The organism is Pseudomonas gingeri (assembly GCF_013386115.1).
Classification (GTDB): Bacteria; Pseudomonadota; Gammaproteobacteria; order Pseudomonadales; family Pseudomonadaceae; genus Aquipseudomonas; species Aquipseudomonas gingeri.
The window spans coordinates 78862-104744 of the sequence record NZ_JACAOR010000009.1 but is presented as its reverse complement, the minus strand read 5'-3'; the positions used below and the strand labels follow the sequence as shown (position 1 = coordinate 104744).

Annotated in this window: 19 protein-coding genes and 1 other RNA gene; 12 read left to right on the top strand and 8 right to left on the bottom strand. The window is 54.9% G+C overall.

The annotated features are described in order from the left end of the window. Positions 1-686 precede the first annotated feature (686 nt). From HX881_RS18940 to HX881_RS32805, 5 genes are all read right to left on the bottom strand, one after another. The gene (locus HX881_RS18940) at positions 687-893 is read right to left on the bottom strand and encodes a hypothetical protein (RefSeq protein ID WP_057406252.1); all 207 of its coding nucleotides are present in this window, start codon (positions 891-893) and stop codon (positions 687-689) included. Between the two features lie 42 nt (positions 894-935). Further along, positions 936-1829 carry a recombination directionality factor gene (locus HX881_RS18935; RefSeq protein WP_177085952.1) on the bottom strand — a complete coding sequence of 298 codons (894 nt, stop codon included), beginning with the start codon at positions 1827-1829 and terminating at the stop codon, positions 936-938. A 90-nt stretch (positions 1830-1919) separates the two neighbouring features. Further along, positions 1920-2921, bottom strand: a complete 1002-nt coding sequence (locus HX881_RS18930) for a YqaJ viral recombinase family nuclease (RefSeq protein ID WP_177085950.1) — start codon at positions 2919-2921, stop codon at positions 1920-1922. A 79-nt stretch (positions 2922-3000) separates the two neighbouring features. Beyond that, positions 3001-3969 (bottom strand): DUF932 domain-containing protein, encoded by a 969-nt coding sequence (locus HX881_RS18925; RefSeq protein ID WP_177085949.1) that lies wholly within the window; start codon positions 3967-3969, stop codon positions 3001-3003. A gap of 96 nt (positions 3970-4065) precedes the next feature. Beyond that, positions 4066-4338, bottom strand: a complete 273-nt coding sequence (locus tag HX881_RS32805; protein ID WP_225739969.1) for a hypothetical protein — start codon at positions 4336-4338, stop codon at positions 4066-4068. A gap of 847 nt (positions 4339-5185) precedes the next feature. On the opposite strand from HX881_RS32805, the gene HX881_RS18920 reads away from it, so the two are divergent. The 12 genes from HX881_RS18920 (at position 5186) to HX881_RS18865 (ending at position 23529) form a co-directional block, all read left to right on the top strand. Then, positions 5186-6208, top strand: a complete 1023-nt coding sequence (locus HX881_RS18920; RefSeq protein ID WP_024657954.1) for a helix-turn-helix transcriptional regulator — start codon at positions 5186-5188, stop codon at positions 6206-6208. Between the two features lie 96 nt (positions 6209-6304). After that, positions 6305-7315 carry a dynamin family protein gene (locus HX881_RS18915; protein ID WP_177085947.1) on the top strand — a complete coding sequence of 337 codons (1011 nt, stop codon included), beginning with the start codon at positions 6305-6307 and terminating at the stop codon, positions 7313-7315. After that, positions 7312-9567: a dynamin family protein gene (locus HX881_RS18910; protein WP_177085945.1), complete on the top strand. Its 2256-nt coding sequence runs from the start codon at positions 7312-7314 to the stop codon at positions 9565-9567. Before HX881_RS18915 ends, HX881_RS18910 begins: the two co-directional genes overlap by 4 nt. 13 nt (positions 9568-9580) lie before the next feature. Next, the gene (locus tag HX881_RS18905; RefSeq protein ID WP_122500324.1) at positions 9581-10471 is read left to right on the top strand and encodes a hypothetical protein; all 891 of its coding nucleotides are present in this window, start codon (positions 9581-9583) and stop codon (positions 10469-10471) included. A 4-nt stretch (positions 10472-10475) separates the two neighbouring features. After that, positions 10476-13745 carry an ATP-binding protein gene (locus HX881_RS18900; protein WP_177085943.1) on the top strand — a complete coding sequence of 1090 codons (3270 nt, stop codon included), beginning with the start codon at positions 10476-10478 and terminating at the stop codon, positions 13743-13745. Beyond that, positions 13742-14329 (top strand): HNH/ENDO VII family nuclease, encoded by a 588-nt coding sequence (locus HX881_RS18895; protein ID WP_057406260.1) that lies wholly within the window; start codon positions 13742-13744, stop codon positions 14327-14329. Before HX881_RS18900 ends, HX881_RS18895 begins: the two co-directional genes overlap by 4 nt. Before the next feature lie 11 nt (positions 14330-14340). Continuing rightward, positions 14341-14748, top strand: coding sequence for an SMI1/KNR4 family protein (locus HX881_RS18890; RefSeq protein WP_057406261.1), 408 nt, complete (start codon positions 14341-14343; stop codon positions 14746-14748). Positions 14749-14966: 218 nt separating this feature from the next. Next, positions 14967-17594 (top strand): hypothetical protein, encoded by a 2628-nt coding sequence (locus tag HX881_RS18885; RefSeq protein ID WP_177085941.1) that lies wholly within the window; start codon positions 14967-14969, stop codon positions 17592-17594. Continuing rightward, positions 17591-20113: an amidohydrolase family protein gene (locus HX881_RS18880; protein ID WP_177085939.1), complete on the top strand. Its 2523-nt coding sequence runs from the start codon at positions 17591-17593 to the stop codon at positions 20111-20113. The genes HX881_RS18885 and HX881_RS18880 overlap by 4 nt, the downstream gene beginning before the upstream one ends. 165 nt (positions 20114-20278) lie before the next feature. Continuing rightward, complete coding sequence (locus HX881_RS18875) at positions 20279-21112, top strand: vWA domain-containing protein (RefSeq protein ID WP_057406263.1); 834 nt, start codon at positions 20279-20281, stop codon at positions 21110-21112. A gap of 2 nt (positions 21113-21114) precedes the next feature. Beyond that, the gene (locus HX881_RS18870; RefSeq protein ID WP_073523534.1) at positions 21115-21852 is read left to right on the top strand and encodes a hypothetical protein; all 738 of its coding nucleotides are present in this window, start codon (positions 21115-21117) and stop codon (positions 21850-21852) included. Between the two features lie 3 nt (positions 21853-21855). Beyond that, complete coding sequence (locus HX881_RS18865) at positions 21856-23529, top strand: protein kinase family protein (protein ID WP_080391944.1); 1674 nt, start codon at positions 21856-21858, stop codon at positions 23527-23529. Positions 23530-23634: 105 nt separating this feature from the next. Here HX881_RS18865 and HX881_RS18860 read toward each other — a convergent pair whose 3' ends face one another. The 3 genes from HX881_RS18860 to HX881_RS18850 all read right to left on the bottom strand — a co-directional run bounded on the left by HX881_RS18860 (position 23635) and on the right by HX881_RS18850 (position 25833). After that, the gene (locus HX881_RS18860) at positions 23635-24894 is read right to left on the bottom strand and encodes an integrase domain-containing protein (protein WP_057406265.1); all 1260 of its coding nucleotides are present in this window, start codon (positions 24892-24894) and stop codon (positions 23635-23637) included. 184 nt (positions 24895-25078) lie between these two features. Beyond that, positions 25079-25468, bottom strand: a transfer-messenger RNA (tmRNA) gene (gene ssrA / locus HX881_RS18855). Between the two features lie 86 nt (positions 25469-25554). Beyond that, on the bottom strand, positions 25555-25833 hold the full coding sequence (locus HX881_RS18850) for a hypothetical protein (RefSeq protein WP_177085937.1): 279 nt from the start codon (positions 25831-25833) through the stop codon (positions 25555-25557). Positions 25834-25883 lie beyond the last annotated feature (50 nt).

Below are 25883 nucleotides of genomic sequence, written 5' to 3'. Positions count from 1 at the left end.
TCCGACTTATTCAACAGAATCGACCCAAAGTAGCCGCTCAAAAGTATCTAGGAAAGCCGGAGCGATTCAGGGGGCCGTTCGAAGGGGAACAAAAAATAAAGGGGGATCGAAGTCCCCCTTTATTGGTTTGGTGGCCTGAGCCTACGGAAGTGTTGAGCGTCTGGTTGAGCTGGCAGCCATCTTTGAGTGTGAGACGGCCGACCTGCTGACAGAGGGAAGTTCTCTGCCTGCAGATCAGGCGCGTCGGCTACAGAGCCTGCTGAGTTCGCTGAGCGCAGAGGGTCGGCTACTGGTGCTGGAGATTGTGGAGCGCCTGGTCGAAAGGCTTGCCCGCAACTGAGCGCGAGATTTCACTCTGCGCCCTCGTTGAAGCGCGCCCCACAACGTAGGCATAGACACTCAAAGCCTGCGAAGTGAAAGCGTCCGACATCCTCAGCTGCACGCAGTGCCGATGGGTAAGAGGGAAGAATCTCCTTTAACCCATTGGTAAGCGCATCGTGGCTATCCTCCATCGGAGCGCGCCGTGCGCCCTGGATTGCTCCGTCGACCAGCCCCAGAAGCAATGCAAGACCCTTGGCTGCTTCACACGTGATGACGGCCCTGGACTCGCAGATCAAACAGTTTTGACTCATTTTGATTCTCCCAATTGGATAGTCGTTGACCCCTTGGTGATCGGCATGGCCGTATCACTGCGCTGAATAGGTGTTTGCTTTGGTTTGGACCGGCTTGCGAAAGGCTTTCAGTAGCTTGCAGAGGAGCCAGCAGGCCAGGACCACCGCGACCAGCAGTGGTGGAAAGTGCAGCATCAGCAGAACGCTGATAACCAGCGCGCCTGCTGCAGCCAACGCGCCGATAAAGGTGAATAGGCACAGCAAAAATCTCAGTAGAGTCATGTTGAGTCTCCGAAGGCGTGCCCGGAGTGGACAGGCAAAGGGTTAGTGGGTTTGGGCGGCAAGCACTTCCAGCTTGCCTGCCAGCGAGCTGGCCGCATGCGCAGCTGTGTCGCTCTGTTTGTCGGGCACCCGGTCCGGGTTGGCGAAGAACTCCTCAACGATGGCGCTGACATCCTCCTCGCTGTATTCGAACGCGCCGTTGCCAAAGCCGCGGCGTGCTGCTTCATCCAACGCGGCCTGATTGAAGCCGGCAGCCTGACGCCGCGAATCGAGTTCACTGGCTGTCACCAGTGCTTCAGTCATGTCCATGCCGCCGCGTACCGTCAGATCGGCGTAGAAGATCGGAGTGCCATGGCTCTGGCGTGTCGACTTGCCACGCAGGCGCAGTTCCAGCGGCAGGCATGCCAGGCGGTTGCCCGAAATGGCCTGAAAGTAGTGCAATCGTGCAGCAAGGGTGCGGATGCTGTTGAAGCCCGTGGTGCGGAACACAAAGCTGCCCAGTGGATCGTCATCGCCAACGACCACATTCAGTCGGCCATAGGGCTTGCAGGCACCGCCCTTGGCCAGCGGACAGGCATCCGGTGAGGGGCAAGGCAGTGACTGCATACCTTCCTGGGTAATTCGCTTGCAGGTTTCGCCATTACCCACGCACAGCGGTCGCCCAGATTGGCGGTCGAATAACGTGTAGTCAGCGCGAAAGTTCAACTCCGGTTCGTTGAATAGCAGGCGTACCAGGATGCTGCGGAGCTTGTCGTCCTTACCCTGGCGCAGCTCGTCGTTGAGTGGATGTAGCAGCCATCCGTCTTTGCCTTGCACCTGTGAAGTGATGGTGAATTGATCATCCTTTTCCGGCAGGCGTTTGCCGTTCTTCTCGATGACCTTGCCTATGGAAATTCGCCCGAGTACCGGCGGGGTGATAGCCAGACCTTTAAGCATGGTGGTTCTCCTGCAAACGAAAAAAGGCCAGCCACGCAGCGTTAACTGCATAGGCTGGCCAAAGGGAGGGAATGGTTAGGCGTGTTGGGATTAGCTGACCAGGAAGCGCCTGCTGCCTTCCTTGAGCTTGGTGTAGCGAACCTGCAGGTAGGGTTTGTCCTTCAGCATGCGTTCAACATCGAGCACGTTGCTATCTTTGGATTTCTTCCAGCTGATAAAGCCGTGGCTGAACTCAGCGCGGGTGGCATCACCCATGGCTTGTTGCAGCATTTGCTTGAGCTGGGCTTCGCGTGTTTCCTTCTCACTGATGGATTGGCGTACCGCCTTGAGTTCTAGGTAGGCCGCTGCCAAACCTGCGCGGCCACTGAAGTCAGCGGTCTGGCCGTTGTCCTCCGGATAGAGCGCTCGCAGTGCCATTTCAGCCGAGGCTGAGCCATCGGCAGGCGGTGGCGTGTCGGTCTCGACGTAGTGCCAGAATTTACGCTCCAGCTCGATCAGGCGGGCAATCATCTGCTCGTCTCGTTCGATGCGGTGGATCTCCAGGGTCTGGCCGCCCAGTAATACAGCGACATCCGCAGCTTGTTTGCCAGTGACTGCAAGCTGGTGCATTACCTGCAGTTGCACATACTCGGGCACGCCTTCTTTCCAGAGGCGTGCGCCGTTTATGCCGGCTGTCTTGCATTCGAGGATCTGCACATCGTCAGCACCGATTACCTCTCGGTCGATGTTGGCCAGCATCCAGGACAACTCAGGGTTTGGATGCTGCAGTACGGCGTTGATGCGCCGTACGCGTTTGCTGGTGCGCTTGCTGTAATGCCAAGCCACGATCGGCTCCAGCACATTGCCCCAGTACATCGGGCTTTCCTCATCGTGCGGATCGGCCTTAGGCAAGGTGGTGTCGCGACCTGTTTTCTCCAGCCACAGCTCTAGCTGCGACTTGTAGGGATTTAGGCCTACTGCAGCGCCAGCATCCGAGCTGCCGATGCCCTGTTTACGCACCATCAGCCAATCTTCACGAGGCAGTTCCTTGGTACTGATTAAACGCAGCGCCGGGCGCGGCTTGCTGGCGCGGCTCAACGAAGTAGCTTTCATAGCGTTCACCTTGTGGAAATAGAAACGCCCGATCAGCAACCAGGCTGATCGGGCGTTATGGAGTGGAGGAGGTAAGCGGTTAGGTCACCAGTTGCAGAGCGGTGTCCAGGGCGCGTTGCTTGATCTGCGCACCTTGGCCGAACCAGGCCGAGTCCATGCGGTATTCGTTGCTGCGGGCGCGGCGCTCGTGATCGACAAACTCGGTCACTGCATTGAGCAGGCCCCATGCAGTGCCACGTGCCGAGTCGAGCTGACTGCCCTGACCACGACCCTCGTACAGTTCCTGAACCTTGCGCAGAGCGCGTTCGTTGGGCAGTACCTCCGGCAGTGCGCCGGTTGGACTCGTCTCACACAACACGGACATGAAGAACCCCAACGCCTCATGCCACTGCACCTTACGCTCAGACAAGGCCCGCATGCGGTACATAAACTCATCCCACTGCGAGACGGCGATGCCGAGCTGCTTCTTCACTGCTTTCGGATCGAAGCGGGTGTTGTGCGGCACCTTGATCGCGCGGCTGTTGCCGTCCAGGGCGATGGTCAGGGTGTTGTTGCACACCACTCGCACGGTGGTTGGTGTTGCTGTGGTGGCCAGGGTGCCGTCGCAGGATGTAGCCAGTAGCAAGTAGCCGTTGACCTGATCGTTACCCTTGAGCGCTGCGCCTTGCCCGGTACGCGCCAGCGCCCAGAATTTTCGACCACCCTTGAGCACGCCGGCGGTTTCCAGCTCATAGCCGGAAACATCGGTAAGGTCACGATAAAATTCCAACACTTCCCGAGGCTGCACGGTGTGATAGCGCTGGGAGACCACCGACAGCGGTGCCTTGGTGTCCGAACGGAAGAGTACCTTCTGCTCGGAGAAGGAATGGATCGCGCTCAGGTGGCCGACGGTCTCTGATTTGAAAAGTACGGGGCTTTCCTGGATCGCCCAGTCCAGGCCGGCTTCGCGTTGCCAGACTTCGATGGGTTGTTTCTGGGTGAGTTGATTACCTAGGCCATGCCACGGTGCAGCGCCAGCGTAGGCCATAGTTTCGACGAGATGGGCCATGGTTGAGATTCCTTTGGGTGCAGGCCGGCATAAAGCGCCGCGCCCAGCGCAGCACCGTCCGGACGATATGGATAGAAAAGGTGTGGTCCTGCCAGATCAGGCCGGAAGGTTAAAGCGGTGACCGCAGAGCAAGCAGAGGTTGTGGGCTAGGACGTGGCGATCAAGCGACTCACCCAGTTGGGCGCCGAGAGCGCAGCCGCCGACACCGCCGGCCAGTCCGCCGAGGATGGCACCTGAAACTGAGCCGAGAGTTATGCCGACGGGCCCGGCAATAGCGCCGATTAGCGCACCAGCCTGACCACCTGCTAGAGCTGCGCTGACGCCACGCGCGGCACCACCTACTGTGCCGATGGCCGCGCCGACTTTCATAGCGTGATGGAAAGAAGCAACTTTTGGGGAGTGACAGCGAGGACACTGCAATGACATGGGATGAACCCTCCTGGTAGTGGTGTCATTGCTGTTATGTAGAGTTGAGATTTTTTTGAATCGAATCAATACGCCTTTGGGCGCGTGTTTTGGTCGCTATGGCAGCGAACGCATCCAGCCGCCTGTATTGGACCGCAATTATGATGAGTTGTGTCTGCTAAGCGAGGCGACACACATTGTCGTACCTACCAGTCAAGCTAGCGCCATTCGACAGCCGTAGGACATCGCTATGCCAATTTCCCCGCGCCCGTTCACCCTTGTCTGTGCTCACTGTTCTTGGAGAAAAACGGTTCTGCCTCACAACGATTTGGCATCGCTCGGCCCAGCTGCGTTCATCCTTTGTCCTGAGTGTCATACCCCTTCGTTGGAGGGGCTGGAAGCCAATCGACATGAGATCCTCAGAACCCGCCTGGAACAATTCCTAAGCCTCAACGATTGACGTTTAAAGTCGCGACACCTTTTGTCGCTCTGCCCCGGTAAATGGTCAAAAAGACCTAGGAGGTTACGATTATGAAAAACCTGTTTGCCGTCATAGGACTTTGTGTGGTGCTAAAGAAAAGCTATGAACTGTATCGCGAGTACAGCGAACTGAAGCGCGAAAGGAACGCGCGCCAGTCTTCTCCCTCCTGAGTTAAGGGTAGAACCTCAAGTTCCGCACACCACTGCCGAAAGGCTTATGCCTTATGTCGATTACAATTGATGGCAAAACGCTACTTTAATCAGTAGCATCGACGCCAAATTGACGGCAGCCTCCTGGCTATCAGTTGACCCGCAGAACAAGGTAGTCATCATGTCCCAAGCGAAGGATACGCTGCTCAGGCTATTCGCATTACTGCGCCTGATCCCCACAGAACCGCAGCGAATTGCAGCTCCGACCCTGCTTGAAAAGCTTCGCGATAGAGGGTTTTCCGTAACACTTCGCTCGGTTCAGCGTGATTTGAACCGGTTGTCGACGCCTTTTTCGTTGCAATGCGACGAGAGCGAGATCCCGTTTCGTTGGAGCTTCACGCGGGATGCGCCGCTCAGATTGGAGGATATGGATGCCTCCACCGCACTGGCCTTGTATCTGTCGGAGAGCCATCTGACTACTTTGTTGCCGCAGACTGTTCTGGACCAGCTCGGTCCACAATTTCGACGCGCACGTAACTTCCTGGGTGATCTGGGCCACAACGGATTGGCCGATTGGGCGCGACGAGTTCGGGCGATTCCCAATGGGAAAACCTTGCTGCCTGCTGCGATCGATCCCGACGTCTGGGGGCAAGTGTCTACCGTTTTGCTGGAGCGCCGGCAACTGCAAGTGACTTATCAGAGTCGGAGCAAGGGCGAACTCAAACAGTTTCGCCTTCATCCGGCAGGCCTGGTATCGCGGCATGCCATCAGCTACTTGCTGGCTTCCGTAGATGGCTACGGCGACTTGCGCCAGTTTGCCCTGCACCGTATTCAGCATGTTCGTGTACTCGATGAGCCGTCCGTTTTGCATGCGGCCTTTGATGTGGACGATTACATCGCGACCGGCATATTCAGCCATCGTCAAACCGGCATAGAGGTAGAGCTGATCGCGGATGTTCATCCGCAGATTGCTTTCCTGCTTGGAGAGACTCCGCTGAGTCATGAGCAGACCTTGAGCGATATCCCCTCGCATACCTGGAAGCGTTTACGCGCCCAGGTGCCGCTGGATCGTGAAACGCTGTGGTGGATCTTTGGCCTGAACGACAACATCCGCGTGCATGGGCCACAGGTGTGGGTCGATGAGATAGGGGCCAGGTTGCACGGTATGCAAAACCTCTACACATCAGTTGACCACGCGACATGAACTGTCGCATGGCCATGGAAGACTGCGGCCGTTTGATTGCCAATGGATTAACGCTTGTCAGGTGCTCAAGGCGCCGGGCGAAAGGGACAGAAACTGATGACGCGCTTCACCGTTACGCCCCTCAAATCCCGAAAAGTCGGAAGCTCGGTGTCTGCTGGCAACGCCACCTTCGATGTATTGGTCTTGGCCACAATGAGCGCAGGCAAAACTTCGTTTATCAACGCATTGATTGGCCAGGAACTGCTGCATACCGCCAATGAGGCCACCACTGCCTGTGTGACCCGTATAGAGCATCGTCAGGGCGCGCGGCGATTCAGTGGTGCCTGCTATTGCTACAACGACACCGAATTGGCCTCCCAGCCTTCGCCGTCAGTAGCGCTGCTGCAGGACTGGAACGCCAATGTCGAGGTCAAGCGCATCAGCCTGGCGGGAACCTTCAACGTGGTGCCGCGCCCGGCACCCGGTTTGGTGCTTCACGACACGCCAGGGCCAAATAACAGCCAGGATGAAAACCATGCCCGGTTGACGCTGGAGGCAATCCGCAACGTGTCGTTTAAGGCGGTTTGCTACGTGCTCAACGCTAGTCAACTGGGGACTCGTGACGATCGGTTGCTACTCGAACAGTTGCGCGAAGAACTCGCCGCCAAGCCTGCCCAGCCTATCTATTTCATCCTCAACAAAGTGGATTTGCTCGATCCGGAGAAGGGCGAAAGCATTGAGGGCTATGTGCACAACGCTCAGCGTTATTTGCGCGATATCGGTTTTGAACAGCCGATCATCATTCCGACAATGGCCAGTGCAGCGCTGTACGCGCGCAAGGCCCTGAGTGCCGAAACACTCACGCGTGCGCAGCGCTCTAAGTTGCGCCAAGTGCTCGATGACCTGGATGTCAACAAGTGCGCATTGCTCAATGCCACAGTCGCACCAGACCTGATCAAGCGTCGCGTCGGCAAGGCGCTCTATAACCTCGAACGCAAACTGCAGGCCAAGGAATCCGATACCCGAGCCTACGATAAAAACCGATTGCAGCAACTGGTCACCATCAGTGGGCTTAAAACCGTTGAAGCCCTTATCCATCATCAGCGCCGATTAGATGAGCAACCATGAATACTATTGAAATTATCCATAACCCTTTCATCGTCGAGACTCAGTTCCTGATCAGTGGCCAACCGCCGGCCGAAGGCTGCAAGCTGTCGAGCTATAAAGAATCGCGGCTGCAAGTGTGGATTGAGAGGCTGTTTGATGAGTTGAGCCAGTTGTTCAATGGTGACAATAACTTTGAGGTCACTTTCAGAGGCGTCGAGTCGGATTATCTGGACGTGGTTGACGCCGCAAAAGTGGCGATGGGCAAAGGCATGCAGGTCACCCTGCAGTTTATCGAAGCGGACCCGGCCGAAGAGCGCCTGACCCGTATTCGTGAGCTGATGGAGGAGGCCAAGCTCCATCCTGAATTTGAGCATTTCATTCGCGAGAATGCCGATGTCAGCCAGTCCTTTGAAGAAGCGTTCAATAAGGATTTTGACGTGTATGTGGTGGCGACTATGTCCTCGGGCAAGTCGACGCTGATCAACGCCATGCTTGGACAGGACCTGTTACCGGCGGCCAACGAAGCCACTACCGCAACCATTGCGCGGATCACCGACAACGCATTAATGGGTCAACGCTTCGCAGCCCAGCGCGTGGCGAATGATCACCGCGTTGCGGAAAACAGCGACAACGTAAGCCTGGAAGTGCTCCAGGCATGGAACAACCTGCCCGATACGATGCGCATCGATATCGAAGGCAAAATTCACGCGATTCAAGACCGTGACAGCGTACGCCTGGTATTGACCGACACGCCGGGCCCGAACAACAGCCAGGATGCAAAGCATCAGCTCAAAACGATGAGTTTCATTCAGGACTCTCAGCGCAACCCGCTGATTCTGTATGTGCTCAATGCCAGCCAATTGGGCACCAACGACGACAAAAACCTATTGGGACTGGTCGCCGAAACCATGCGCAAGGGCGGAAAGCAGAGCAAGGATCGGTTCATTTTTGTCATCAACAAGATGGATGTGTTCGACCCTGAGAAAGGCGAGGACCTGCCATCCGTGCTGGCCCGCGTCAAAAACTACCTGGTTGAAAACGGTATTTTCAATCCGCTGATCTACCCGGTATCGGCCAACCTGACGCGGCTGCTGCGCAAGCCTCAGCACTTGCACTCACGCAAGGAACGCGGTGAGTTGAACTCCATGATGGACATGTTTGGCGAAGAGCCGAGCATGAACCTGCTGCAATACATGCCGATTACCGAGCGGGTCAAACGTAGCCTGCAAGAAAAGAAACTTCCCGAGATCGTGCTGAGCAGCGGATTGCCGGCGGTGGAGGCGATGATTGACGAGTACATCGACAAGTACAATTTTCCACATCGGGTCAAGCGCGCCTATGACGCGATGATCAAGGCCATTGCAGTCGGACTTAACGAAACCCAACTGATCGAGCAACTGGATCAGGACGAAAAGACGCTGGCGCATATCAATGAAGAGATCCTGGCGCTGGAGCTTCGGCAGGAGCAGGGGTTCGATACGCAGGCCTACAAGGACAAAATAGCGCGTGAAGGCAAGGTGTTGCCACGGGCCACCGAAGATGAACTCGCGACCTTGGAAAATGCTTCGGGTAAGTATCTCCGGTCGGTCAGTGAGCGGTTTATCGGGGAGGTTGAGCCGCGGATCGCTGAAATGCGGGTCAAGGAGGTTGAAGAGGAACTCCAGTTCCAGTACCGGAAACTCATCAATGCCTACGAGGCCGTATTTATCACGAGCCAACAAGTCATCCGTGATGATCTCCAGGCGGAGTATCAGCGTTATATCGTGGATCTGTTCAAGGACTGCCAGCATTTGAAGTTGCCGATTTTGGACAGCCTTCAAAAAGCCGCGGGTGATATCTCCTTCAATCTCACCATCAAGAGTGATGAGGTGCAAACCAAGCGGGTTGTGATTGACCGTTACGAAGTCAGCGACAGCAGTTGGTACAACCCTTTTTCATGGGGCTCTACCCGTACGGTTTACAAATATGGCGAAGAGAAGTCGGTTGACCTGGCCAAGCTCTGGAATCCCCGCAGCACCCGTATAAATACTGAGTTTGCTCGACTGGTCGTGGCCGCTCGCACAGAAATCGACAATGGCAAGACCGTCCTGATTGATCAGTTCATGGCCTTCATGGGGCGTGAGTTCGAAACCAAGTTCAATGAATTGATCGACTCGCTCAAAGAAAAAATGACCGATCGCGACGTTCGTAAACAAGCCCTTGAAGAGGCTCGTGAGTTGCAAGCGTGGATCAACCAATTCAAAGAAAAACTCGACGAAACCCTAGCGGTTTGACCTCGGAGCTTCTATGACGACTAACACCGCAATGATTGGAAAAGTCCGTGAGCAGTTCTTGGCGGCGCTCGATGACACACAGGTCGGCACTGAACTGTTGCAACAGATGGTGGATGCAGCGCGACAGCGCCCAGGAGTGATGGACGCTCACGAGGTGGATCGCATCACTCGCGCTATCGATGTGGATCCGGTGAGTTGGAACCCGGACTATTTCAGCCGGCAAAAGTTTTTCGCCGCCCGCAATTTCTCCGCGGAGCGGCTGGAACATTTAATTCAGGTTCGCGATGTGTTTCGTCAAAGAAACGAAAAGGGGTTCACACCCACAGATTCCGTTTCACCAGCGAGAAAAACACCGATGAACAATGCCTCCCTTGACTACCAGCCTTCCAGCAACCTCAAGCAGTTTGTCGACGAAGGCGACTTGCTGACGATCCGAACGGCGTTGCATCTGGAACTCAATGATCGTCGTCTGGATGGCGCCGATTTGCATGCTGCACTTGTGTGGATCAAAGGCAAAGTCCCCGGAATTTTCGAGACCTACGCAGAGGGGGCTTTTGCGCGCGAACCTGTTGCAGATCAGAAACAATGGACCGAGGATTACTACGACCTCCAGGTTACATACCTGAAAACTAACTTTTCAGAACAGCGCTTTGTGCATTTGATCGAAGTTCGCGATCTGTTGCGCAATAGTGCTGTCGAGGGCTTTGCTTCGACTAAGGCGGCAGCGCCAAAACAAACTACCGGTGCATATTCCGCTCCTGCGGTGGCTCAAGCATCACCTCGCAGCTCCCGCCAGGCTATTCCCGACACCGCACCGGATCGCAACCCCGCCTTCAGGACCGCACTGCTAATTGGCGGTGCGATTGCCGCGGTGGTCGTGTTCCTTGTGGCATTGGTTCGGTGAGCGTATGACAACTTCTATACTGACCCGAACCGCACTGCAGGACATACGTGAAAACGCTGGCCTGACCCTTGAGGCAGGGCGCGCACTGATCAATCGCAGTTACCTGTCGGAACTGGAACGTTATCCGGTCCATGCCTTCGCGGAGAAGGGGCTGCGGTTCAATGCGGCCAGTGATGCGCGGATTTTCCGCGTCGAGCGCATCGTCCAAGACAACAAACAATCCGTGCTTGAAAGCACGACGGCCGCTTACACCGCACTGGGTGCTGCGGGTTACTCGGTTTTCTTGATATTGCGTTCTAACGGTATTGAAACCGACCTATATATCGGTACCCGGGGGGAGCCCGGCAAAACTCTCGGGCACAGTTCCGGCGAGTTGCTGCGGGAGACTTTCAAGGGACACTTCTCGGGCAGCTCATTAGTGCCGCTGCAGCAACAAGAGGCTGACGTCTTGCTGGGGGCGGTCCAGGCCGAAAAGGCTAACCCTTCGGCGAGTATCACGGCGGTCACAGGTGTTCCTGCGTTGTCGACGGAGAACCGCGAGCACTTCATGCAAGGGCTCGAGCGCTTTATCGATGCGGCTGAGCGCCGTGTGTATCATGCGATAATCCTTGCTGAGCCGGTTTCGTCACAAAACCTTGACCTAATTCGTGCCGGTTATGAGCAAGTGGCCACACACCTTTCGCCCTTGCTCAAGCAACAATTATCGTTCGGCGAGCAGGACAGCGATTCCGTTGGGCTGAGCATCAGCCAGGGCTTAAGTGACTCCCTTGGGCACAGCCTTGGGCTGACCGAGACCAAGGGTACTTCGACAACGCTGGGTACATCTACCACTGACACCACCGGTACCAGCGAATCGTTTAGTGCGCAGACCCTGACCTCGAAAACGGTCGCTATCGGTGCCAATGTGCTCGGTATGGTGGGTGGTGCGACATTGGGGCCATTCGGCGCGATGCTCGGTAGTCAGATCGGCTCGGCCGCTGCAGCGCTGCTCAACGAACAACGCACCACCGGCACCAGTCAGTCGACGTCCACAGGTCGCAATGAAAGCCACGGCACGTCCTTCAGTGAGGCCGCGTCGAAGACCACCTCGACCACACACACCACCAGCACCACCGACACTCATTCGTTGAACAAAACCCTGGGCTCTAATCGGCAGATTTCGATTGAGACCGTGGACAAGACCATCGAGCAGTTGCTCAGCAAAATCGATCACCACCTCGAGCGTATCGACGAAGCCAAGACATACGGCGGCTGGAACTCGGCGGCGTATTTCATCGGTGACAGCACTGCGTCGTCCGAATCGTTGGCGAGTATCTTTCTTGGGCTGGTACGCGGCAGCAAGTCCAGCCATGAAGACTTCGCCCTGACCACCTGGAAATCTGCCAACAAGTCTGCTGTGCTGGACTGGCTCACCGCGTTCAGCCATCCGCAATTGAAGCCGGGGTTTTCGAAAAAGATCCCGATCAGTTACCTCACGCCCGCCACGCTGGTGTCTGGTAAGGAGATGGCGATCCAATTGAGCCTGCCCCGACGCTCCACCTCCACGGTGGCCGTGCTGGAAACCCAGGCGTTCGGCCGCAAGGTGCAGCGCCTGGATGGTCACAGCAGTGAGCCAGGCAAGGGCAAGACACTGACCTTGGGCAACATCCGCCACTTGTGGGAAAACCTGCCGCAAAAGATCGAGTTGAGCCTCGATCAATTGGCCAGCCATGTGTTTGTCAGTGGTTCGACCGGTGCCGGTAAAAGCAACACGCTGTATGAAATGCTCAGCCAAATTAGCGCCGCCGGCGTGCCATTCCTGGTGATTGAGCCGGCCAAGGGCGAGTACAAACACGTCTTTGGTCATCGCGATGACGTCAATGTATTCGGCACGCATCCGGCCCACTTTGAATTGTTGCGCATCAACCCGTTCCGCTTCCCGTTGGCCATTCATGTGCTGGAGCACGTTGATCGGCTCGTGGAAATCTTCAACGTCTGCTGGCCGATGTATGCCGCAATGCCTGCCGTACTCAAAGAGGCAATCCTGCAGGCGTATCAGCAATGTGGTTGGGACTTGGACGCGTCGACCAACCGTTACAGCGATGCATTGTTTCCGACGTTCAGTGACCTGCTCAGTACCCTGCAAAGCGTGATCGAGGCCTCCGCGTACTCCCAGGAGCTCAAAGGTAACTACATCGGTTCGCTGTCCACGCGGATCAAATCCCTGACCAATGGCTTGAATGGGCAGATTTTTACCGCTAACGAAATCGACAGCGCAGTGCTGTTTGATCAGAGCGCAATCGTGGACCTGAGCCGCGTCGGCTCGTCCGAGACCAAGGCCCTGATCATGGGGATCCTGGTGATGCGCCTGAGTGAGCACCGAATGGCCTGTGGTGGCATGAACCAGCCGCTGCGCCACGTCACAGTCCTTGAGGAAGCGCACAACATCCTCAAGCGCAGCCCGTCCGAAGGCGGTGCTGAAGGGGCAAATGTGGTCGGCAAGTCAGTGGAGATGCTGACCAATGCCATCGCCGAAATGCGCACCTATGGTGAAGGTTTCATCATTGCCGACCAGTCGCCCCATGCGGTGGATATCGCCGCGATTCGCAACACCAACACCAAAATAATCATGCGCCTGCCGGATGAAATGGACCGTCGTTTAATCGGCAAGTCGGTGGCGTTGCGTGATGACCAGCTTGAAGAAATCGCCAAGTTACCCAAAGGCGTCGCCATCGTTTATCAAAATGACTGGCTGGAGCCGGTGCTGTGTCAGGTGAAGAAATTCGCTGGGCATGAAACCCCTTATGTGTATACCGCCAATGACAAGCGCGCCGTGCGTAGCCAGGATTTCAACCTGCAGGTACTCAACCTGCTGCTGAGCAACCGTATCCGCACGCCAGTCGCCTTGGATTTAGCGTTGCTGGAAAATGGCTTGTGTGAATTGCCGTTGCTGGCTCGCAGCAAAATTGCGCTGTTCGAGGCGCTCAATGCCCACAAAGAAGAGAAGCCGTCGGCGCTGTGCAAGCCCGAGGCATTTGCCTACGCCGCACAATTGGTGGTCGATGTGCTCGGTTGCCGGCAGCAGGTTCAGCAGATCATTCAAACGGCGACCGATTACGGGCAACTCAGCAATCAACTGGACCAGCTACTCCACGAGCGAGCGACAGCCTTGAGCACTGAGCTGGCCCTGGCGACCCAGCAATGCTTGATGAAGGATTACAGCCTCCAGCACGAGAGCCATATCGATATTTATTCTGCATGGCGTGCGCACCTCGAAACAGGGAGCGTTCTGTGAACTTTGAAAATTTCTTTGCTGGAAAAACCGAGGTTCCGTCCAACCTGGCGTTACTGGCGCGTGAAATGCCGGACCGCTGCCTGATCGTTGTCGAGCTTGATCGACCTATCGTGCTCACCCAGGAAACCCGCCTGGAGCTACCGCAAATGTCGCCGGAAACCCGTGAGCGGCTTGAACTGCTGGGCGTTCCAAAAGAGGTTCTGGATGCTATCGGTAGTGAAGCCGAAGCGAAAATCTATGAAGGCGCGAATCTTGAACCGGCCGAGGTCAATGGCAAGGATGCACTGATTCGTACCGACATCGATTACGATCAAAAAGATTATATGGGTACCACCAACCTGGACCGGATGAAGTCGGGAAGGGCTCCGCTGGATGCCAACGGAAAGCCGATCGAGTTACATCACATCGGCCAGAAACAGGACTCGCCATTGGCAGAATTGACCAGCGCTGAGCACCGTGGCAACGGAAACGATAACGTGCTGCACAACAAACAGAAGGAGTCCGAGATCAATCGCGAGGACTTCGATAAAGAGCGAAAAGACTACTGGAAGGCGCGAGCCGAACAGATTGAGAATCAGCGCTGAGGGCGAATCTTATGAAAAAACTTGAACAACTCGTTGATCTCCATCAGGCCAACACCCGGCCAGTAGATACCGCCAGCATCCAGAATCTTGAGCAGAAACTGGGATTCGCACTGTCTGACGAATACAAGCGCTACCTGTCGGCTTTTGGAGTCATTGTCTTTGACGCCTACGAAACGTATGGCCTAGGCGTGCCTGACGACTATTACCTGAATGTCTTTGCCGCATTCTCGGACCTGGGCCGTGACCCGACCTACCCGAAAAATACTGTGCCACTGCTGGAGATTGGTGATGGTCAATACTATCTGTACGACAACCACGCACGGAAAGTTCTGATTTGGGCTACACCGAATGGCGGCATTGTTCGTGTATTGGAAGACGGCCTGGAGACCTTTTTAATCAAGCAGGTTTTCGTCGGCTAGCTGAAGGTAGTTTGAACAAATAGGACTCTGTCTCATTCATCCTATTAGGTCGCGTAAGTTGTGTGGGGCGAGTGTCAGACTCCCCCCAACTTGGTCCTAAAACGAATAGTCGAGGCAGAATAATCGCAAAATTTTGCAATGTGAACTATTGAGTAGTGCGCTTTCCCTCCAAGTCACTTTCGACGATGTTTACGATGCAAACCAAGGGAGATACCAGCTTGAACCAGCCTACGCCCGCAACGAGAAGCTTTGATGTGCTTATTCATCTGGATCAAGGAGACAGCGCAAAGGCGCTCTCGGCCAACGAGCTTGTCCAGCGCCGGCACTACGAACTTCTCCGGGATCAAGTGAATGAACACCTCGCCACCTTGAGGCCTGCAGAGTCACTCAAGCAGGACTACCCATACGGCAGTGGTTGGACGCAGTTCCTTGATGGTTCCCGAGGCGCAGGCAAGTCAACTTTCTTGAGTTCAGTAAAGGCTGCCATGAAGGCGGATGTTGACCTGAAAAGTCAGATGGCATTCATCGCTCTGATAGATCCAAGTCGCATCGAGCATAGCGAGATCATCCTGCTCGTCATCCTGCAGCACCTCAACAAGCGGGTCGAGGAGGCCCTCAAGGAACTGCGACAAATGCATAATGAACAGCTTCGGGACGAATGGCGCCGAGCGTTCAAGGGAGTCGCCGGCGGCCTCAGCTTATTCGCAAAGGAATACCACCCGCTCAACGATCTGGATCCGGAGCTTTTCCTCGACTGGGGCCTGGAGCGCACAAGCGACAGCACTAGCTTGAGAACAAAGTTGCACCATCTATTCGAGACTGCGTGTCGCATTCTCGGTGTGCAAGGGCTGATGCTTGGGTTCGACGATGCTGACACAGACTCCACGCATGCAATTAACCTGCTGGAGTGCATCCGAAAATACTTAGATACCCCCCGTTTAATGGTGCTGGTGACGGGGGACATGGAGCTCTATTCGCTCCTCGTGCGTCAACACTTCGCAACAACGGTCGCAGGCAGACCCGAGGCAGCTCTAGACCTTCAGCGCAGTTCAAAGCAAGGAGACCGCTCGGGCCAATATCTACGCATGATTGATCATATGGAAGAGCAGTACTTGCTCAAACTCTTCCCGATACGGCGGCGCATGCAGTTGAAACCATTGTGGAATATCAAGCTTCTTGATAATTGCCACGCTACCTATCCTGCTTGGGGCCAGAACGAGATATCGGTAGAGGATGTAGTCCAAGCAATAGTGCAGCGTGGTCTGCGTGTTAAAGCCAGCTCTGACGTGTCCACATATACCGAATTTCTGCTCAAGCAACCTCTGCGATCAGTTTTACAGGTGCTATCCAGTTGCGCACCGCATCTGGAGATATCGTCTTCTGCCGACTTGAATTCAGGGGTTTGGTCATTTGATTTGACCAGTGAACTCAGCCGCTCCTTACAGGCCCTAGCGCTGACAAGCCTCTATAAGTTCTCCGTCGATACCGACGCGATTGCCGCAAAAGAGTTGCCAGCTTTAACGCTGGCCGTTTTCGACCTCTCACTGGAGGACGGAGACATTGATACTGCTCCATATCTCCGGCCAATGTCGGCGGAACAGGACATCAAGGCTTGTTTTGCTGCACTGGCAGCGGAGGTACCAAATTTCTGCGCCGGCAAGCCGGGAACGGCTCTTCGGTATCTTTTGCGTGGGCCCGGCAGTGTGTCGCTCTACAACCTTGCCAACTCTCATCTCAGCGATAAGGACTCAATGTCTTCATTGGGTCGCGTGCACCAATTCAAGTCTTACATGGGTATCGGCCGCAGAGAAGACAGCCTAGACTGGGCTCGGCGCGCGACAGCAGTCATCGCAATGCCCTACAGCGTGAACTACAAGCCCCGTGTCGTTTTGCCCGGTATTGTGGGGCTGCGTCGAGGTACGAGAGGGAGAAAGGGCGAGCTAATCGCTCGGGCCGTGATCCAACGTGCTGTTGATAATAAAGCGATTCCGCATCTGCCCGTGTTTGCGCTAAGCATGGTCAACGTAGTGAGCGCTACTAATCCGCGTACCTATGGGTCCATCTTTACGCTAATAGGCCTCATCGAGAAATTGCTTTCCGCAGATAACCAGGGTGATCTGGAAGCCCGGACGGTCTATGAGCGGGCTTATCCGTCTCTAACCGTTTCTGGTCCCAGTTGGTCGCGCCAAGGCGACGCTACACCGGAAGATGAGGACGACGAAGATAAGCAACGCGCACTGGCTGAGTCTAATGAGTGGGCTAAACAAGAAGCCCTGTGGATGAGCATTAATACTTGGCTCGAAAGCGTGCGCGATTTGTTTAAGAAGACCATGCCTTCAGGCATTTTTCTAGGCAAGGTCTGGACACGACTCTTCTTCAGTCTGCAGAACGCGGCCGAGGATCTGAAACCCAGCGCTAAATTCGACACGGTGATGGAGATTTTTTCACTCTGCGTCATTAACGCATTCTTGGTCGAGGAGGCTGAACACCACCTGCTTGACACGTCAGATGCGTCGAAGACTATTTCGAGGATCGACAGGAACAACCCTCGAACCTCGGCTAGCTGGTTTGTCGACAAGCTCAACTCAGCGAAACCTCAAAGAGATGATTTCCCATTTACGGCAATCATGGCGACATGCCCGTTGCTTCTGGGACTTCTGGACACTGAACTGGATTATGCCCAAGCGTTGAAACCGTTGTTTCCTGATGACATGAATGAAGCGGCGATCAAGGGTTTGTTGTGCCCGAAAGAGCTTAAGGAGCTCATGCAGAAAGTTTCCGTAACGGGCGAGTCACGGTCCCGACAAACTGCATCTCGTGGTGCTGGTGAGGCCACCCACGAATGAGTGCCCAAGCCGCCTCCATCGGCTCACTCCTCTCGACGCTACTGCTGTCGGACTACCGGGTCCTGCGTCTCTCTTGGGAGACGCCCTTCACCCAGCAGTTGGAATGGTCTAAGTTACGGGAGCCCGCCTATCTCGCGTACCAGCCTTGGGCTGCACGCTTTCCGGATCATGTGTTCGATTCGGCATGGCGCTTCCTGGCAGGGCGGCAGCCTGAAAATGGCGTCCTAATCAATGCGCTCCAGGCCCTGGTCGATGAGTTCCTGAACCTGCGGCATGGCGAGTTGCGTGTCCATCGCGATCTATTCGGCTCCTGGCAGCAAGGCGTTGCCAGCAGGCTTTCTTCGCTCCCAATCCAAGCTGCAGCTGACGTAATTCTCCGCGCGGGGGAGTGCAACCCGGACCGTTCGTTTCGTTTGCGGCTCGACTCATTCAATCGAGAGATAGCCCCGTGGAGACGCCAAGTTGTGCCCTTGCTTCGACCAGAGGAGGCTCCGGTCGCCGACTATGTTGAGCGGGAAGGTTTGCACGAATCACACCTACATCTGAATGGCAGTACGCATGCCGAGATCTGCTGGCTGCGTGCGATCCGCGACTCACGCGCGGAAACTCGGGATTTCGTGAACGCCTGGACCCGCGAGAAGAGCGGAGGCCGTATTCGCGAGCTAGTTGGACAGACGAATCCAGAACTGACTCCGCAGGTCTTTCACCAGCACCTGCAGACTGCAGGCCGGCTTCGTTCTTGGCTCATCGGCTCTACAAATGGCCAGCTCGCGCCGAACGCACTACTGCCATCGTCGTGTCAAAGTTTGTATAGCGCTGGGAACGACGAGTGGTCTGAAGGGTTAAGCGTGCCTACTCCGTCGTGGCGTGACGAACCCGATGTTGAAGAAGAGTTCACGTGGATGGCAGCTCTCGTTGCCAGACTTCGGCAACACCCGAGCGTCCAACTTTCTCGGATGTTTCATACATACTTGCTGCTGCTGAATCAATACTATCGATTGCTCGTTCAGAGTGAAGCGCAGTATGGGTTCGACCAGTTTCAGAAGTTTACTCTGACGGGGCTTCGTGAGCCGTCGGAACGGGAGTTTCGAGCGCGCTTTCACGCCATGCACGGACCTCGATTAGCACGTAGCACTGTCGGATATCTGGAGGGACGCTTCGCCCCCAAAGTCGACCCGCTAAAAGCTTGCCGATTGTTCCAGGCAATCCTGGGCGGCTACCTCAATTATCTAAACGATGCTGCTGCTGGCAGATTGTCCATCAAACCACCCCGTTCTCTCTCTGCCTTGTTGAGCGAGCTAGACCGCTATTTTGAGCGACCGACTTTCCCTCATCGAAGCGTTCATCGGCTGGCACTGGTCGCACATTTTATTAAGCTAGACTGGTCGCCTAATGAAAAGGGCAAGGCCGGCCCATATAGGCACTACCCACTCGACATGCAGCTACGTCGAACTACTAATGTGTTGCTCTCAGTTCTCGCCCGCTGGCCTCGACTAAGGACGTGGGTACGGGGCATCGATGCCGCCGCAAATGAGCTACACGCACCCCCGGACGTTTTCGCCCCTGCCTTCCGTGTCTGCCGTCGAGCCGGTTTGGATAGGCGCACCTACCACGCGGGTGAAGACTTCCGGCACCTTCTGTCGGGTATAGCCACCATGTGGGAGGCACTGGAACTACTGGATCTGCGCAACGGCGACCGTATCGGACATGGAACAGCCATGGGGATCCGCCCAAGCCTGTGGCTTGATCGTATGCCAGGCAAAATCACCCTGCCTCGAGGTGAGTGGTTGCTGAGTGTGCTTGCCGCTTGGCAGTTGCTGCGGGATGTGCCAGAGATGCAAGCCTGCGTCCACCGCCTTCATCGCGAACTGGAGTTGGTTGCTCACCAAATTTTCGGGCGTTCACTGGTAGCGTTCGACATCGAACGCGCGATGGCGCTTCGAGGTTTGAGTCGCCTTGACTTGATGCGCCAGCTAACCGGTGACGAAAACTCGCCGCACGAACCGCTGAGCGACCTCTGGCGCGAGGAAACTTTGCGGGTTAGGTCAGCGTGCCAGAATCAGCCTCAGGCAGTGGGACTGCTCTGGGAGTGGTTGAACGATGCAGGGGTTCACAAACGTGCAGGCGAACTGACCGAGAAAGAGGCTGACTTCATGGATGCCCAAGGTTACCTCCGACTGCAGCAAGCGCTAATGCAACAGATTGCCGATCGGGGAGTCCTCATTGAGACACTGCCATCTAGTAACGTCCGGATCAGTCAATACCACCATATCGGCGAGCATCACTCGCTACGCTGGATGCGGGTCCCCGGCCACGTTGAGGATGGAGATCCGGACATTAAGGTGTGCCTCGGTTCCGACGATCCAGGGATCTTCGCGAGCGATCTCGAAACCGAGTTCTATCTAATGTACGCCACACTTCGGCGAGCCGGTCTCAGCGATTCTGAGTCGTTACATCGCCTGAGCGTATTAAACGAACGTGGCAGAATTTATCGCTTCCACCATCCCTTGCTGTCGTGAGCGGGCGAATCGTCGCTTCAGACACCAATCTACCAGCGACAGATTGTGCTCTGAAGATTCATTAGTCGCTCTTGGAATCCAAGCCTCAGAAATTTCGTGATTCCAGGATGATTTCAAAATGCTATATGATCGTATTCTGGAGAGTAGATTACCAATGAGGGTTACATGAGCTATAGCGCCGAGATTAGCCGTACCAGTCCTACTGCATTCCTGTTCCTGGTTGACCAGTCCGGGTCAATGCAAGACACCATGACAAATGGGAAGTCGAAAGCTCAGTTCGTGGCGGATGTTCTAAATCGTACTTTTGCCACGTTGATTACCCGCTGCACAAAGTCCGAAGGTACTCGTGATTATTTCGAGGTTGGTGTCTTGGGCTACTCCGGTGCTATTGCTGAGAACGGCTTGTCGGGGGCGCTTTCGGGGACGGTTTTGAACCCGATTTCTCAGATTGAAGCTCACCCTTTGCGCGTTGAAGACCGGGTCAAACGGGTTGATGACGGAGCAGGCGGTTTGGTAGACCAGTCCATCAAGTTTCCGGTGTGGTTCGAGCCCAAAGCCGGAGGCGGCACCCCTATGTGCAATGCAATCACAACCGCAGCGGAGCAGTTGGTTGCATGGTGTGATGCCCATCCGGACAGCTACCCTCCAACCGTTTTGCATGTTACGGATGGTGAATCGACTGATGGGGATCCCGAGGGGCTTGCTCAGCAACTCCAACAAATCAGCACCAGCGATGGAAACGTTCTGTTGTTCAACCTGCACGTGAGTACTAGTGGGGGAGATCCGGTTAAATTTCCTTCCTCTGACGCGGGCTTGAGCGATAACTACGCAAAATTGTTGTTCCGTATGTCCAGCCCCCTGCCTATTCATCTTCATAAAGTTGCAGAAGAGAAGGGTATTAACGCAACCATGGAATCTCGGGGTTTCGTTTTTAACGGTGATATCGCCGAAATTGTCGACTTCTTCGATATCGGTACTCGGGCAGCTCAGTTGCGCTGACCATGACATTCCGAATCCTCTTTGACGGGACGGTAGCCAAGCACCTCGATGCGCCTGATGATAACGAGGACGCTTACCGTATTGCTCAGGATAGGGGGCGTGTGGTGCTATCAGATGGCGCCTCGGAGTCCTTCGATGCGAGTAGCTGGGCGAACTTGGTGGTGGATCAGTTTCTAGGCTCTGATCCGTCGGACGAACAGCTTGGTTTGTGTATTCAGGCATATGGGCTGCTTCACGATCCTCAAACTTTATCTTGGTCTAAAGCAGCTGCTTACGAGCGTGGCAGCTTCGCCACGTTGGTGATTGCACAGAATGATCATGATCGCAAAACGGTAACAGTGACGACCTTAGGCGATAGCCTTGTCGCTTGGTGCAATGAAAATGGTGAAATTGAAACCGTCCCTTACGTGTGTGCTGATCAGTTCACAGAGAAGCCAACTCTCTTAGCTACTCGCAGTGCACTGAATGCAGAAGTGGCTATCGGCGACCAAGGGCCTTGGAGTCAAAGGGAGTGGAGTTACGACCAGCAGGAAGCATGTTTGCTTCTTTGCATGACCGATGCGCTGGGAGCTTGGCTACTGCATCGTCAAGAGCAGGGCTATTCGGATGCCTTTGAGCGGCTTAGTGGAATCAGGGATCAACAGGCTTTTCTTGAGCTGGTAGAGGAAGAGCGAGCCTCCGGTGCAATGCGCAGAGATGACACCACCTTGATTATCGTTACTCTCAACAGTTTGACGTAAACCATGGCATACCCAACCTTAGAACAATACAACGAGGCCTTGCAGTCCCCGCAGTTAGTACTGCAAGACGCTGAGTTGAAACATGGCCGATTGAAAACCTCCGGATTGGGTCTGCCCTTGGCTTTGTGCGGCGGATTTGCGTTGACTTATATCGTGGATTTAGCGGGCAAGAGGTTTGCACTTCGTTGTTTCCACAAGGAGTCAAGAGAGCTGGAGCAGCGCTATAAAGCGATCTCCGCGCGAATCAAGCAATTGGCCAGTCCTTATTTTTTGCCCTTCGATTTCATCCCGAATGGAATTCGCATACAAGGATCGACGTATCCCATAGTCAAGATGGCATGGGCGCAAGGGCGTACTCTGGCTGAGTTCCTAGAAGGCGAGCATCAAAACACTCAAGCACTCCAACGTTTACGACAAGCTCTCGCCAAGCTGGCTGGGTTTCTTGAGCAGAACCAGATCGCTCATGGTGACATCCAGCCCGAAAACGTCATGGTTAGCGCAGACGGCGGCACCGTGCAGCTAATTGACTACGACGGAATGTTCGTAGAAGGGTTTCAGGGGGCTGCTGCTACCGAATTGGGGCAAGTCAACTTTCAGCATCCAAAGCGAACGGCTAAAGATTTCAATCAGAAGCTCGACCGCTTCTCGTTCCTCACGTTGGATGTTGCCCTTCAGGCCCTTGCAGTTTCCCCTTCGCTGTGGGGTGTATCTCGTTCAGAACCTAGCGCTGTAGTGTTTCGGCGAAATGACTTTCTTGATCCTGGCTCTTCAATCATTTTTGGTGAGGTTCTAAAGCTTCCTAGCGTGGCAAGTCACGCTAAAAATCTCGCTAGAGTGGTCGTAGGAGAATTTCAAAACGTTCCGACGCTTGCGGATTTTCTTCAGGACAAAGGAGTCGTCGGCGGGGCGATTACATTCCAGCAAAAGGCCACTCCATCCGCGGTTGGATATCAAGGTGCTTACCTAGTCTGCGACGCAACAAAATATGCTCAGGTGCTTGCCCAGGTAGGCAGCCGCATCGAACTTATTGGACAGATTCACTCTGTTCGAACTGGGTGGGGAGCTAATAAAAAACCGTATGTTTTTGTGAACTTTTCTGACTGGCGTGGGCAAGCTGTCAAGCTAGCCATTTGGTCTGACGGGATGAAAGCAATCGGATCGAATGTACCCGATAAATCCTGGGTGGGACGCTGGCTGTCAGTAACAGGGTTGGTTGATCCTCCTTACAAAGGACAGGCCAAAGCGGTTAGTTACACGCACCTTTCACTAACGATTACAGCATCTGGTCAGATACAACAGTTGCCGGAGCAGGAAGCGCAATTCCGACTTCGTAGCTTTGGCCTTTCGCCCGTGGTCAATTCCACCCCGAGTCGAAACGCTGACGTACTTTCGAGTATGGGGAAGGGGCGGGTTGCTTCAGTTACTCCTATTCAGACCGCGCCTCCGAATGTGCCCCCCCCGAAAAGCTCGAACCAGCAACTACTTGAAAAGATGCAAGCTCAGGCGTCTCAGGCTGCTCGTCAGACGACAAGCGCTCCTCAAGCGTCTACTCAATGGCAAAGCTCTCCTGCGCCGAGGCCAGTAAGTACTCCAAAACGATCTTCAGGAATAGATTGGGTTGGCTGGTTGTTCATTATAATTATGGGGCTTGGCTTATTACGAGCCTGCGTAAAATAGACCCAGCCTTCAGCTTAACTTGGCTAGCGAATGCTTATTGCCATTTTCTGCCGACCGCTACCGGTCGAAAACGCCCCGTTACGGCTAATACTAAATATTGATTGGCTAGCGTATCGATACAACTTTCAAACCTCGGGTTGTTTGAAATGCCGAGACGGACAGGCTACCAGTGGCAGCTTGTTGAATGTGGTCGCTCCACCAGTTCATCATGGGCCGTCTGCGCTCAATGTAATCTGCTCGGTTGTAGGCGCTGCGCACTTCGTCTTTGTCGACGTGGGCAAGTGCTACTTCGATCAATTCTGGATCCCAGTCGCCATGTTCATTGAGAATGGTACTGGCCATTGAGCGCATGCCATGACTTACCAGGCGCCCTTCGAAACCCATTCGCTTCAGCGCCATGTTGGCGGTCTGGCTGTTGCAGTGGGTGCGAGGGTTCCGGTCTGCAGGAAACACATAGTCCCTGTTTCCACTGTAAGGCTTGATAGCCTCTAGCAGTGCCAGAGCCTGCTCCGTAAGCGGGATAAAGTGTGTGCGACGCTTCTTCATGCGCTCCGCTGGGATCGTCCAGATCTTCTTATCGAAGTCGATGTCTGCCCAGCGGGTGGTCGCGGCCTCTGCTGGTCGGGTCATAGTGTGGAGCTGCCATTCGATTAGGCAACGCGTTGTTCTTTTGATGCTGGCATTGGCTATTGCCACCATGAGCTCATTTAGCTCATCGGGAGGCAGTGTCGCCATATTTTTCTTTTTTGGCTTCTTAAAGACCGAGCGAATCCCGCTAAGGGGGTTGGCATGGATGAGCCCGTAATTTACCCCGTAAGTCATGATCTCGTTAAGGCGCTGGGTCAGCCGTTTAACGGTTTCCAAGCTACCTTTGGTCTCAAGAGGCCTGAGCAAATTGATGACCTTAGGGGCTCTGATTGCGGAAATTGGGGTTGAGCCTAGGTCCGGGAAAATGTGGAGAGTGAGCGAGCGCCAGATATCTTCAGCGTAGGCAGCAGTCACCGAGTCTTTCTTCAGATCGAACCATGCCTTCGCCACGTTTTGAAACGTGTGCTCTGTCGCGGCTTTTTCTACCAGGCGCTGAACATCACGCTGCTCTTTCGGATCTAGTCCTTGGGCGACAAGCTCCCTGGCCTCAACAGTCCGTTTTCGCGCTTGGGCCAGGCTGACTTCGGGAAAGGTACCCAATCCCATGTTGATCCGTTTTTTGGTCACGGGATGGATATAGTTAAAATTCCAAAGCCTAGAGCCATTGATTCTCACTCGCATTTGAAGGCCGTTGCCATCCGTGAGCGTGTAGTCCTTTTCTTTAGGCTTGGCTGCTTTGACTTTCATGTCTGAAAGCCGCGTGGCTTGGGCGCACATGGTGTATTCCAATGCTGTTTGTGTATTCCAAAAATTACCAGTTGGGAGCTTGGAATACCACTTGGAATACAGGTTTGCATGGATGTCTATGGACGCTGACGGATCTTGATTGTGCTAAAAGCCCCGTATTTTCTGGGTTTCAGGCACAAAAAAAGACGTCCGTGGACGTCTTTAGATGATGAAGTGGTGGAGCCGGGGGGATTTGAACCCCCGTCCGCCAGTACTCCGCTGTCGGTACTACATGCGTAGCCGTGTCTATTGAGTTAACCCTCAGCGACCCGACGGGCAGGGTGCTTTGGGCGAGTTGTGTAAGTTTTAGCCGCTTCGTCCACAACGTACTGCACGGCGATTCTGTTCTATATGACAATCATTTTGGGTTTACAGACATCCCCTGATGATTGCTGGACCCGAAGGTGCCAGGAGTGCATGTCAGCTGCAATTAAGCAGCGAGAGCAGCACCGTATTGGTCGTCATTGGCAACTATAAGTAGTTGCAACAGTGGATTTACGAGTTCTGTTACCAACTCGGCATGCACCTAGAGTTTCGCAACCGGCGTCGAATCCTAAACGGCCCCGAACCTGCTGTGCATTACCAGCAGGCAGGTGCAGTGTACGCCACTGTGGCTCGAAAGGCCATCCCGAAGGGACAGCCTCCGTGTCACTAGCCGCCTTTCTGGCTGTTCTGGATCTGCTGGATCGCCCTTTGTGTAATGGCGATGCATTCCTTGGTGCCTTCGGTGGTGTTTTTCGCCTGGGCGTTCTTGGCTTCCTGGACGCTGTTGTCGATCTGACCCTGCAGGTCGGCCGCCAGGATGGTGGTCTTGGCATTGTTGATGGTCAGCAGGTTGGTGGTGCAGAGGTCTTTCTCGCCGTCGGCAAAGGCCGGGGCGGCGAGGAGCGAAGCGATAACGAACAGGCCTGGCAGTACGGAACGTTTCATGGGTATCTCCTTGAACCGGGGTTCAGATATCGAGGCTGCCGCAGGTGGGC